General features: G+C 45.2%; 11 protein-coding genes. All 11 read left to right on the top strand.

Annotated features, from left to right (window positions below; all coding sequences use genetic code 11):
- The first annotated feature begins 23 nt into the window (after positions 1-23).
- Positions 24-1,400 carry a S8 family serine peptidase gene (locus DW103_RS14885; RefSeq protein ID WP_122277588.1) on the top strand — a complete coding sequence of 459 codons (1,377 nt, stop codon included), beginning with the start codon at positions 24-26 and terminating at the stop codon, positions 1,398-1,400.
- Positions 1,381-2,766, top strand: a complete 1,386-nt coding sequence (gene xseA / locus DW103_RS14880) for an exodeoxyribonuclease VII large subunit (protein WP_122277535.1) — start codon at positions 1,381-1,383, stop codon at positions 2,764-2,766. Before DW103_RS14885 ends, xseA begins: the two co-directional genes overlap by 20 nt.
- A 13-nt stretch (positions 2,767-2,779) precedes the next feature.
- Positions 2,780-2,977: an exodeoxyribonuclease VII small subunit gene (gene xseB / locus DW103_RS14875; RefSeq protein WP_122277586.1), complete on the top strand. Its 198-nt coding sequence runs from the start codon at positions 2,780-2,782 to the stop codon at positions 2,975-2,977.
- Positions 2,977-3,672: a 2-C-methyl-D-erythritol 4-phosphate cytidylyltransferase gene (locus tag DW103_RS14870; protein WP_122277533.1), complete on the top strand. Its 696-nt coding sequence runs from the start codon at positions 2,977-2,979 to the stop codon at positions 3,670-3,672. Before xseB ends, DW103_RS14870 begins: the two co-directional genes overlap by 1 nt.
- A 233-nt stretch (positions 3,673-3,905) precedes the next feature.
- On the top strand, positions 3,906-6,002 hold the full coding sequence (recG, locus tag DW103_RS14865; RefSeq protein ID WP_122277531.1) for an ATP-dependent DNA helicase RecG: 2,097 nt from the start codon (positions 3,906-3,908) through the stop codon (positions 6,000-6,002).
- A gap of 213 nt (positions 6,003-6,215) precedes the next feature.
- On the top strand, positions 6,216-7,442 hold the full coding sequence (locus DW103_RS14860; protein WP_122277529.1) for a peptidoglycan DD-metalloendopeptidase family protein: 1,227 nt from the start codon (positions 6,216-6,218) through the stop codon (positions 7,440-7,442).
- Positions 7,443-7,609: 167 nt separating this feature from the next.
- Positions 7,610-8,152: a DUF1599 domain-containing protein gene (locus DW103_RS14855; protein WP_122277527.1), complete on the top strand. Its 543-nt coding sequence runs from the start codon at positions 7,610-7,612 to the stop codon at positions 8,150-8,152.
- Positions 8,149-9,423, top strand: coding sequence for a BT_3928 family protein (locus DW103_RS14850; RefSeq protein WP_122277525.1), 1,275 nt, complete (start codon positions 8,149-8,151; stop codon positions 9,421-9,423). The genes DW103_RS14855 and DW103_RS14850 overlap by 4 nt, the downstream gene beginning before the upstream one ends.
- Positions 9,424-9,456: 33 nt before the next feature.
- The gene (gene tpiA / locus DW103_RS14845; protein ID WP_122277523.1) at positions 9,457-10,218 is read left to right on the top strand and encodes a triose-phosphate isomerase; all 762 of its coding nucleotides are present in this window, start codon (positions 9,457-9,459) and stop codon (positions 10,216-10,218) included.
- Positions 10,219-10,312: 94 nt separating this feature from the next.
- The gene (locus tag DW103_RS14840) at positions 10,313-10,810 is read left to right on the top strand and encodes an SPOR domain-containing protein (protein ID WP_122277521.1); all 498 of its coding nucleotides are present in this window, start codon (positions 10,313-10,315) and stop codon (positions 10,808-10,810) included.
- Positions 10,811-10,844: 34 nt separating this feature from the next.
- Positions 10,845-11,441, top strand: coding sequence for a GTP cyclohydrolase I FolE (gene folE / locus DW103_RS14835; protein WP_122277519.1), 597 nt, complete (start codon positions 10,845-10,847; stop codon positions 11,439-11,441).
- Positions 11,442-11,787 lie beyond the last annotated feature (346 nt).

Below are 11,787 nucleotides of genomic sequence, written 5' to 3'. Positions count from 1 at the left end.
AATTTGATGTATGAAGTATGATTATGGATAATTTGATAAAAACAATCTTATTATTGACTCTTTTTCCTCTCTGGCTTTCGGCCGGAGAAAGCTATTGTTTCCGTGTTTATCTGAAAGACAAAGGTGATACAGGTTGCAGTACTGAATACCCGGAAGCTTATCTTTCCCGCCAGTCCATCGAACGACGCGGTAAAGACGGGATTGCTGTTACGGAAACTGATTTTCCGATTGCCCCGGCTTATATCGATACGTTATCTGCTACAGGAGCAAAGCCGCTTGTGAAAAGTAAATGGTTTTCCACCGTAGTAATGGAAAGTAAAGACAGTACGGTAGCCGATAAGTTGAGCAAACTTTCGATTGTGGATTCGGTTAAATGGATATGGAAAGGAACGCATAGGTTTCCGGAAGAGAGAACAAAGACGGAAAAACGCCTGGTCTCTTCGGACAAACCATTGGACGATATTTATGGATATGCAGGAAAGCAGATAGAAATGCTAAACGGCATTAAATTGCACGAAGCCGGTTTCAGAGGTCAAGGAATGCGCGTAGCGGTTATCGATGCCGGTTTCCAAAACGTAGACCGTATCAGTGCGTTTGATTCGCTGAAAATATTGGGAACGCACAACGTTGTCTTCCCCGATTGTAGTGTATATGTAGGCGACGACCACGGAACAAAAGTACTTTCCTGCCTGGCCGCCAACATTCCCGGAATAATGTTGGGGACGGCTCCGGAGGCATCTTATCTGTTGATAAAAAGCGAAGATAGTGATTCTGAATTCCCGATAGAAGAGGATTATTGGACGGCGGCAGTCGAATATGCAGACAGTGTGGGCGTAGATGTCATCACTTCTTCTTTAGGATATTTTGCTTATGATGCGGACGAATTGTCGTACGACCAGTCGGAATTGAACGGACGGACTGCGATGATTAGCCGTGCCGCCCGTTTGGCCGCCGAGAAAGGAATATTGGTCTTTTGTAGTGCCGGTAACGAAGGAAATAGCGATTGGGGGAAAATAACTTTCCCTTCCGATGCGGAAGGAATATTTACTGTCGGAGCTGTCTGTGCTGATAAGAAAAGAAGCAATTTCAGTTCTGTCGGTTTTACTGCCGATGGGCGGGTGAAACCGGATGCGGTGGCTCTTGGCTCCGGCTGTTGCGTGATTGACCCTTCCGGCAGCATCCGGTATGCGAACGGGACTTCGTTTGCAACTCCTATCTTGGCCGGTATGGGAATTTGCCTCTGGCAAGCGCTTCCCCGGCTGAGTAATAAAGAAATGATTGTGCTGTTGCATCGTTTCTCCAGTAAGTATAAAAAGCCGGAGCGGGAACTGGGATACGGTATTCCTGATATTTATAAAGCTTATAGAAAGGAACGCAAAAATGCCTCACGAACAAAATAACCGGAATAAGGAGCGGCAGGAACTCTCGTTGTTGGAATTGAACAACCGGGTGAAAGGAGCTGTATATAACGCATTCCCGGACACCTGTTGGGTGCGTGCGGAAATGAGTGATGTACGTACAAATGCCTCTTCCGGTCATTGTTATCTCGAGTTTATCGAGAAAAATGCGATTACCGGGCAGCTGGTCGCACGGGCCAGGGCTTCCATTTGGGCGAAGACTTTTCGTATGTTGAAACCTTATTTCGAGATGGAAACCGGACAGTTGTTTGCTTCGGGGCTGAAAGTATTGGTGAAGGTTGCGGTCGAATTTCATGAACTTTACGGGTATAGTTTGACGGTTTTGGATATAGACCCGGCTTATACATTGGGAGATATGGTGCGGAAGCGGATGGAGATAGTCCGCCAGTTGAAAGAGGAAGGTGTTTTTACCCTGAATAAGGAATTACCTTTTCCCGTATTGCCCAGGCGCATAGCTATTATCACTTCGCCGACGGCTGCCGGATATGAGGACTTTGTGAATCAACTTTCTCATAATAAGGCGGGTTATCCTTTTTACTTCCGTCTTTTCCCGGCCCTGATGCAGGGAGAACGGACGGAAGAGTCCATCATTGCGGCATTGGACCATATTTATCGGCATATAGACTGCTTTGACGTGGTGGTTATTATACGGGGAGGAGGGGCTACTTCGGACCTGAATAGCTTTGATTCCTATTTGTTGGCTGCTAATTGCGCCCAGTTCCCGTTGCCTGTCATTACCGGTATCGGGCACGAACGCGACGATACGATACTTGATATGGTCGCTCATACCCGGATGAAAACACCGACGGCTGTTGCCGAATACCTGATTGGGCGGATGGATTTGGCTGCCGGTGAGTTGGATGAACTGCAACAAAATGTTTCTCTTCTCTCGTCTGATATTTTGCTGAAACAAAAGAACTTTTTACAATTACTGGGCAGTCGGTTGCCGGCTGTTGCTACCAATCGGATAGAACGCAGCCGGGCTCAGTTGCAGCGTCTGGGGGCTCAATTACCCGTTACGGCATCTTCTCTTTTAAAGCTGCGCGCTTCTTCGCTGGAAACCTTACGGCTTTCGCTGAAAAGCCTTACGTTTTCCCGTTTAACGGAATATAGTCGTTTTATCCAACTGACCGAACAGTTTGTCCGGATGGCTTCGCCCGATTATGTACTGAAACGGGGATATAGCCTTACCTTGAAGGATGGCAAAATAATGAAACATGCCACGGATTTCCGGGAAGGAGATACTCTTATCTCCCGTTTTTCCGATGGGGAAGTGGTTTCGACTGTCAGGAAAACGCTTGTGGCCGCCCATTTGTCTATCAATGATTCAGAGAACAACGAACAATAAAACACAACATATTATGGCTGGAAAAAAAGAAACATACAACGAAGCGGTCGATAAACTTCGTAAGATTGTAGCCGATATTGAGAACGGTGATTTGGATGTTGATATTCTTTCTGAGAAAGTAAAGGAAGCGACTCGCTTGATAAAGCTCTGTAAAGAGAAATTATATAAAGTGGACGAAGAGGTCAAGAAGGTGTTAGAAGAACTGGAATAATGAAAAAGTATATCTTGATAGTGGCCGGCGGCCGTGGACTTCGTATGGGGACGGATTTGCCGAAACAGTTTATCCCGATAGAAGGTAAGCCGGTTTTGATGCATACGCTTGAAGCTTTTCATCGTTGGGATTCTGCGGCCGGGCTTATTCTTGTTTTACCGGAAGAGCATCAGGCTTACTGGAAGATGCTTTGCAAAGAAATCGGCTGTAAAGTGCCGCATTGGATTGCAAATGGTGGGGAAACCCGTTTTCATTCGGTTCGGAACGGATTGGAATTGCTTTCGAAGGAGCTAGGAAAGGGAACCGGATGTCCGGAGGAAATACGGGTCGGTGTCCACGACGGTGTCCGCCCGTTTGTCGCCCCGGAGGTGATAGATGCTTGTTTTGCGGAGGCAGACCGCACCGGAGCGGCTATCCCTGTAGTCCCGGTAATCGACTCTTTGCGCGAAGTTGATGAGACAGGTTCTCATCCGGTGGACCGTGCGCGTTATCTGGCAGTTCAGACACCGCAGGTTTTCGACTATGCCGTATTGATAAAAGCATACGCTCAGCCTTACGCCGACCGGTTTACGGATGATGCTTCCGTGGTAGAAGCTTCCGGACATCCGGTCGCAACCGTTCCCGGTAACCGGGAAAATATAAAGATAACAAACCCTTTCGATTTGCGGGTGGCAGAAGCGTTGTTCGCAAAGTGAGCCTATTCCCGTATCGTTTGTGTATTAAAAGTTGTTTGACGAAAATATAGCTAATATGAAGTTTAATATCCTTTTGTTCAAAATACAGGCTTACAGAGGCTGGTATTTGGAACAATGGAAAAAGAGGCTATCTTTGTCCGGAATTGGAGTTAAATCGAATGCTGTTTGAGATATAGGCTTTATATGCCTATATCATCGGAAAAAATGTATTTGAAAAGAAATAACTTAAGGTAATGCTCGACCTCGATAAACGTTCTATCATGTATCTGCCGGGCGTAGGGCCCAAGAAGGCGGAGATTCTGCAGAAGGAAGCCGGTATTTCCTCCTATGAAGATTTATTGTTTTACTTTCCGTATAAATATGTAGACAGAAGCCGTTTCTATAAAGTGGCCGAGGTTACGGGAGAGATGCCTTATATACAATTGAAAGGACGAATCCTTTATTTTGATACGGTAGGGGAAGGACGTACCCGGCGCTTAATCGGCAAGTTTACGGATGGAACCGGTACGATTGATTTGGTTTGGTTTAAGGGGATTGCTTATGTGACGGATAAAATTAAGCCGGGTGTCGATTATATCGTATTTGGTAAACCGACTGAATTCGGTCATATTTACAATATCGCTCACCCGGAAGTGGATCCGGTAGAGCAGGCTGAACAGGTAGCGAACGGACTGACTCCTTTTTATAATACCTCGGAAAAGATGAAGAAATCTTTTCTGAATTCGCGTGCTATCCAGAATTTGCAATATACTCTTTTAAGCGGACTGAACTGGGCTTTGCCTGAAACACTTCCTCCCGCTATACTCCAGCGTATCCGCATGATGCCCTTGGCGGAAGCGATTAAGAATATCCATTTCCCGGAGTCGGTCGATAAACTCAGGAATGCCCAACTCCGGTTGAAGTTCGACGAACTGTTTTTCATCCAGTTGCATATACTTCGTATGGCCAGTGTGCGCCGTTTGAAGTTGAAAGGGATTGTTTTTCCTTCAGTGGGGCAGTATTTCAATACTTTCTATAAAGAATATTTGCCGTTCGAACTGACGAATGCCCAAAAACGGGTGGTTCGTGAAATAAGAGCGGATATGGGGAGCGGCCGACAGATGAATCGCTTGTTGCAGGGAGATGTGGGAAGTGGAAAGACGCTTGTCGCTTTGCTGGCCATGTTGTTGGCTGTCGATAATCATTGCCAAGCCTGTATGATGGCTCCAACCGAAATTCTGGCAAACCAGCATTATGCCACGGTAATGGGCTTCCTGAAAGATATGGATATCCGCGTCGCTCTTTTGACAGGTTCGACTAAGAAGAAAGAACGGAATAAGATATTACCGGCAATTGCCAGCGGCGAAATACAGCTTGTCATCGGAACGCATGCTTTGATTGAGGAAACGGTCGTGTTTTCGTCATTAGGACTGGCTATTATAGATGAACAGCATCGTTTTGGGGTGGAACAACGTTCGCGTCTTTGGATGAAAAATGCAATTGTGCCTCATGTGTTGGTGATGACGGCGACCCCTATTCCCCGAACGTTGGCCATGACGCTATATGGCGATTTGGATGTTTCTGTCATCGATGAATTACCTCCGGGACGTAAGCCTATACAGACACTTCACCGTTATGATAATAAGAAGGCTCAACTTTATGACTTTCTGAATAAAGAGATTCGGCAGGGGCGACAGGTCTATGTTGTTTATCCTTTGATTGAGGGCAGCGAGAAACTGGATTATAAGAATTTGGAAGAAGGCTTTGAAACATTTAAAGAAGTTTTCCCCGAATATAAAGTCTGCATGGTGCACGGGAAGATGAAAGCTGCTGATAAAGAAGCGGAAATGCAGAAGTTTGTCTCCGGAGAAGCCCAGATATTAATGGCGACAACTGTAATAGAAGTGGGTGTGAATGTCCCGAATGCCTCCGTCATGGTGATAGAAAGTGCCGAACGTTTCGGTCTTTCCCAATTGCATCAGCTTCGGGGCCGCGTCGGACGTGGCGCCGAGCAATCTTATTGTATCCTTGTCTCTTCTTATAAATTGAGTAATGAAACCCGTAAACGTCTCGAAATTATGGTCAATAGCAATAATGGTTTTGAGATAGCCGAAGCCGATTTACGCTTGCGCGGACATGGTGATTTGGAAGGAACCAGACAGAGCGGGGAAGGGGTGGAGCTTAAAATTGCGAGCTTGGCCGCCGACGGACAAATTCTGCAATATGCCCGCGATATTGCCCAGGATATATTGAACGAAGACCCGGAATTGTTATCCGAACCTAACCGGGTATTGAACGAAAGGCTAAAAACTCTCTTCGCAAGAAAGGTGAATTGGGGGATGATTAGCTAACATGTTGTGAAACATGTTTTTGTGTAATATGTTGTATAACAGTGAATTCCTTTGGTTGTTTTGTTTTTCTTAAACTTCATTGCTGAAATTTTTCTTTATTGTATTTTGAGAGTTTATTCAAAATTACGACCTTTGACGAGATGGCAATGAATGAGGTCGTCCCGGCCTCTTCTTCGTTTATTGCCTTATAACTGTTCGAAAGTGATAAAAATAATGAGAATAAGGACATTACTATTTATTTGTTGTACCACTATCATGGCTTCGGCTGTCACTGTTAATGCGCAGGAAAACCGAGAAGCGCCGGAGCAGGTGATACAGATTAGGAAGATGGATAAGCGTGTTTCTGAATTAATGGCAGATCGGGTTGGATTCAAGAAAGAGACAGCTCTTAAAGAACTTGCCGTTATTGATGAAAGGGCTGAACTTGCAAGGGAAAATTTGATGTTTCCTGCCGATGAACTATATGGTTCCAATTGGGAAAACCAATTTGTAGACCCCTTCCGCGGAGGAAATAAAGTGAACTTTCCTGATTCATGCGCAATCAATTGTTCTTCATTTGTCTATCCGATTAAGATTGATTCTGTAGCTCGAATAACTTCTAAATTTGGTCCCCGCCGCCGCCGTATGCATAAAGGCATCGACTTGAAGGTACTGGTGGGTGATACTATTCGTGCGGCTTTTGACGGGAAAGTCCGGATAAAGAATTATGAGCGTCGCGGATATGGTAATTATTTGGTTATTCGCCATCCGAACGGTTTGGAAACGGTTTACGGTCACTTGTCGAAGGCATTGGTTAATCCGAATGATATTGTCCATGCCGGTGATCCGATTGCTTTAGGTGGAAATACCGGACGTTCTTCCGGTTCGCACCTTCATTTTGAAACCCGTTTTCTGGGACAGGCTATTAATCCGGCCGATATTATCGATTTTGAGAATGGCGTGCCTCATCAGGATGTTTATGTATTCCACAATGTAAAAATAAACGGCCGTCGTAGTAATATTTATACTTCATCTTCCAATCAATTGGTTTACCATCGTGTAAAATCAGGGGAGACATTAGGAAAGATTGCCCGCATGTATGGCACCACAGTCAATGAATTGTGTCGCTTGAACGGCTTGAAGGGTACTTCCGTTTTACGTATAGGCCAATCTATCCGTTGCAGTTCAACCATCGCTTCGGATAAACAACCTGTATCCGACACTCAAAAGGTCGTGACGAAGAAAACTACGGTAGAAGCCGATGCGGCAGCCGTTGCTTCTTTAAATCAGGAAAATGCTACATCAGATTCGGCGAATCCTGTTTATCATCGTGTAAAATCCGGCGATACCTTGGGTGCTATCGCTGCTAAATACGGAACAACCGTTTCCAAATTGTGCCAACTGAATGGGATAACGACGAATACAATCCTGAAGTTAGGACGTTCACTTCGTTGCTCTTAATAGAAAGAAAAGGACTAACCGACAATATGAAAGCTGCCTATGCGATAGGTGGCTTTTTTTCTTTATTACCGATGCCCCTCCTTTCGTCTTTGCTGTTAAAGTAAGTTCTCTTTTGGTAAGGTTTGGATTTATCCGTATCTTTGCATCGGTGAAAATAAGAAGTATATATGGCTGATACGAAAGAACAGTTCGAAAAGGTAATATCCCTGTGCCGGGAGTTGTTTGAGAAGAAACTGAAAGATTACGGTCCTTCCTGGCGGATTATGCGTCCGGAGTCGGTGACCGACCAGATATTTATTAAAGCCAATCGTATCCGCAGCCTTGAAATAAAAGGAGTGAGCATGGTGAATGAAGGAATACGTCCCGAATTTATTGCCATTGTGAATTATGGAGTGATTGGACTTATCCAGCTGGCCAAAGGCTTTTCGGATACTACCGACATGACGATTGAAGAGGCATTAGCCTTGTACAATCAATATATCACGGAAACAAAAGAACTGATGTATGCCAAAAACCACGATTACGATGAGGCATGGCGGAGCATGCGTATCAGCTCTTATACCGACTTAATCCTGATGAAACTTTATCGTACCAAGCAGATTGAGAGCCACGGAGGTAAGACGCTTGTGTCTGAAGGTGTGGATGCCAACTACATGGATATGATAAATTATGCATTATTCGGACTGATAAAACTGGAATATGGCGAATGAAGTATAAGGATACTGTAATAAAGATATTGGTTGAATGCAGCCGTCTGTTGCTGGGAGTTGTATTTATCTTCTCCGGCTTCGTAAAGGCTGTCGATCCGATGGGCTTTGCAATCAAGATTGGCGAATACCTGAGCTCTTTCGGATTGGACAAACTACAACCTTTCTCCGTATTACTATCTTTTAATCTTTCCGCTATCGAGTTCGCGTTAGGCGTTTGCATGTTGCTGGGTGTGTACCGGCGTTATGTTTCTTTCCTGATACTCTTGTTTATGGCGTTTATGACGCCTTTGACTCTCTATCTGGCTTTATTTGACCCGGTTTCGGATTGCGGTTGCTTCGGTGATGCTTTGGTCATTTCGAACTGGGAGACATTCTTTAAAAATATAATCCTCTCTGCCGCAGCCGTCATCGCCTTTATCTATAATCAACGATTGCTGCAAGGATATACTTTCAAGGTTTACTGGTTTGTTGCCTTGTATGCTTATTTGTTCGGAGTAGGCTTTGGTTATTATAATTATAATCACTTGCCGGTTCTTGATTTCCGTCCTTATAAGATTGGCGCAAATATCCCTTCGTTGATGGAGATACCTGCCGGAGCACCCGAAGATGAATATAAATATACGTTTATCTATGAGAAGGACGGCGTAAAAAAGGAATTTGGTCTTAATGATTACCCGGCTAACGACAGTACATGGACTTTCGTCGACTCTAAAACCGAGTTGGTAAAGCAAGGATATGTTCCCCCGGTTGCCGCTTTTAATATTTATGATGGCGAAGGCGAAGATGTAACCGATGAGATTCTGAATAATCCCGAGCCGCTCCTTTTGCTTATCGCTCCGAAGCTGGAAGACGCAGACGACGAACAGATGGATGAAATAAACGGCGTATACGATTATGCGCTCGAACATCAGATACCTTTTTATTGTGTTACCGGTTCGTCGAAGGAGGCTATCGATACCTGGAGTGACAATACCGGAGCCGAATACCCTTTCCGGATGGCGGACGAAGTATTGCTGAAGACGATGATACGCTCCAACCCCGGACTGATGTTACTGAAAGACGGTACTATCTTGGGCAAATGGCATTACAATGACATCCCTGCCGAAGAAGACGTAAAAGCGGTAATGGACAGTTGCCTGACCGGGACTGTTACAAAAACAAAAGAAGCGCCCCGGCTCGTAACCAACCTATTCACTTTTACCGTACCTTTGCTGCTTGTTTGGGTGTACGACTTTCTGCGCTTCCGTCGTAAGCGCAAGACAAAGAAATAATTTATTGTATTATATAATTTAATTAATTAAGTCATGAGAAAGAATATTGTTGCAGGAAACTGGAAGATGAACACGACCCTTCCTGAAGGCCTTGCTTTGGCAAAAGGTTTGGACGAAGCTCTGAAAGGTAAAACTCTGAATTGCGATGTAATCATCGGCACTCCGTTTACTCATCTGGCAAGCGTTGCCGCTGCCATCGATACAAACAAGATTGGTGTTGCCGCTGAAAACTGCGCTGATAAGGAAAAGGGTGCTTACACAGGTGAAGTTTCTGCTGCCATGGTTGCTTCGACAGGTGCTAAATATGTTATCCTGGGTCACTCCGAAAGACGTGCTTACTATCACGAAACTCCCGAAATCCTGAAGACGAAGGTTGAGTTAGCTCTGGCTAACGGCCTGACTCCTATCTTCTGTATCGGTGAAGTTTTGGCTGAAAGAGAAGCCGGCAAACATTTTGAAGTCGTAGACGCTCAGATTGCAGGTTCTCTGTTCGATTTGTCTGCTGAAGACTTTGCCAAGCTTGTATTGGCTTACGAACCGGTTTGGGCTATCGGAACGGGTAAAACCGCTACTTCCGACCAGGCTGAAGAAATCCATGCTCATATCCGTGCTACTCTGGCTGCTAAATATGGCAACGAAATAGCCGACAACTGCACAATCCTGTACGGCGGTAGCTGTAACGGCAGCAATGCAAAAGAATTGTTCTCCAAACCGAACGTAGACGGTGGTCTAATCGGTGGCGCCTCTTTGGCAGTAGATAAATTCATGCCGATTATCGAAGCTTTCGATAAATAATATATATCCGATACGGATAGGGGCGGGCCAAGCCCGCCCTTCTGTTTATAAACAAGACGAGCGCCCCTCGTCTCCATAATTACGATATCCGAATATGAAACGAATTTCTTGTATACTTTCTTTTTATCTGCTGTTTGGCACATCTTCATTGTTCGCCCAGACAGAGGATGACGGACCGGCCACTATCTTCGATGCCTTGCAGGAAAACAAAGCCGGTAAAGGTACGGTCGTAGTACATCAGCCCGACGAACTACGGCGCATGGTGGGAGTACGTTTGTCCGGTGAGAATGTGGAAAAGACGGATAGCACGACTTACCTGAAGGTCGAAGGTTTCCGCGCCCAAGTTTTTTCGGGAAATAATCAGCGTAAATCGAAAGATGAAGCTTTCAGCAAGGAGAAGGAAATCAAAGAGCTTTTCCCGGATGTCCCGACTTATGTTACCTACAACGCTCCTTTCTGGAAGTTGCACGTAGGCGATTTCCGTACCCATGAAGAGGCTTATCATTTGCAGCGCCTGCTGATGGAGGCATTTCCCGCTTATAAAAAGGAGATGTATATCGTAAAGGAAGAAGTTAATATCCCATTGAACTAATCAAAGGCGGAAACCGTTCGCCGATAAATCAGTTATGACAAAAGAAGAAGCAAACGAAAACACTTTGCAGGCCCGTGAAGAGCTGGCCGGACATTATAAAAGTATCATCAATCTGCTGGGTGAAGATGCAGACCGTGAAGGTTTGCTGAAAACTCCCGAACGAGTAGCCAAAGCCATGCAGTTCCTGACGAAAGGATACAACGAGGACCCCGCAGCCGTGCTTCGCGGAGCCATGTTCAAGGAAGAAGACTACAAGCAGATGGTAATAGTAAAGGACATCGACTTCTTTTCCCTTTGCGAACATCACATGTTGCCCTTCTTCGGAAAGGCCCATGTCGCTTATATTCCTAAAAAATATATTACGGGATTGAGCAAAATCCCACGCGTAGTCGACATTTTTGCCCGCCGTCTTCAAATACAGGAACGGCTGACCATGCAAATCAAAGATTGTATCCAGCAGACACTCGACCCCCTGGGTGTTATGGTTGTTATCGAAGCTCAGCACATGTGTATGCAGATGCGTGGAGTGGAGAAGCAGAACTCGCTTACTACCACCTCCGATTTCACCGGCTTCTTCCAGCAAGCCAAGACGCGCGAGGAGTTTATGAATCTGATTAAACACAATCTCTAAGTCCGGAAACTTTACTTCTTATTCTTTTAAGCGATGGCTCCGTTGGTTTATGCAGCGGGGCTTTTTTTGTCTCCTTTTGCCGCCTTTTTTCCTGCCGCTCCTTATCTTCTCCTTTTTTTCAGCCTTTCCATTAGCATTTTCTTTACTATCTATTAAGGTTTTTCATACATACTATTAGTTGTCCGCCATCCAGCGAACGAACGTTCGCCAACCAGCGGACAATCGTTCGTCAATTGGCGAACGGTCGTTCTCCAGCTGGCGGACGATTAATAGATAGTAAGGAACCGGCTAATGGAAAGGCAGGATATAATTGGCAAAACGACGGGTACAGTTTTTCAAGACGAAA

This window comes from Parabacteroides sp. AM08-6 (assembly GCF_003473295.1).
Taxonomy (GTDB): Bacteria; Bacteroidota; Bacteroidia; order Bacteroidales; family Tannerellaceae; genus Parabacteroides.
This window is presented reverse-complemented; position numbering and strand designations above follow the sequence as displayed.

What these genes read in the sequence shown, in the direction of transcription:
- DW103_RS14885 (WP_122277588.1), top strand. Translation starts at nt 24, where the DNA reads ATGGATAATTTGATAAAAACAATCTTATTATTGACTCTTTTTCCTCTC.
- xseA (WP_122277535.1), top strand. Translation starts at nt 1,381, where the DNA reads ATGCCTCACGAACAAAATAACCGGAATAAGGAGCGGCAGGAACTCTCG.
- xseB (WP_122277586.1), top strand. Translation starts at nt 2,780, where the DNA reads ATGGCTGGAAAAAAAGAAACATACAACGAAGCGGTCGATAAACTTCGT.
- DW103_RS14870 (WP_122277533.1), top strand. Translation starts at nt 2,977, where the DNA reads ATGAAAAAGTATATCTTGATAGTGGCCGGCGGCCGTGGACTTCGTATG.
- recG (WP_122277531.1), top strand. Translation starts at nt 3,906, where the DNA reads ATGCTCGACCTCGATAAACGTTCTATCATGTATCTGCCGGGCGTAGGG.
- DW103_RS14860 (WP_122277529.1), top strand. Translation starts at nt 6,216, where the DNA reads ATGAGAATAAGGACATTACTATTTATTTGTTGTACCACTATCATGGCT.
- DW103_RS14855 (WP_122277527.1), top strand. Translation starts at nt 7,610, where the DNA reads ATGGCTGATACGAAAGAACAGTTCGAAAAGGTAATATCCCTGTGCCGG.
- DW103_RS14850 (WP_122277525.1), top strand. Translation starts at nt 8,149, where the DNA reads ATGAAGTATAAGGATACTGTAATAAAGATATTGGTTGAATGCAGCCGT.
- tpiA (WP_122277523.1), top strand. Translation starts at nt 9,457, where the DNA reads ATGAGAAAGAATATTGTTGCAGGAAACTGGAAGATGAACACGACCCTT.
- DW103_RS14840 (WP_122277521.1), top strand. Translation starts at nt 10,313, where the DNA reads ATGAAACGAATTTCTTGTATACTTTCTTTTTATCTGCTGTTTGGCACA.
- folE (WP_122277519.1), top strand. Translation starts at nt 10,845, where the DNA reads ATGACAAAAGAAGAAGCAAACGAAAACACTTTGCAGGCCCGTGAAGAG.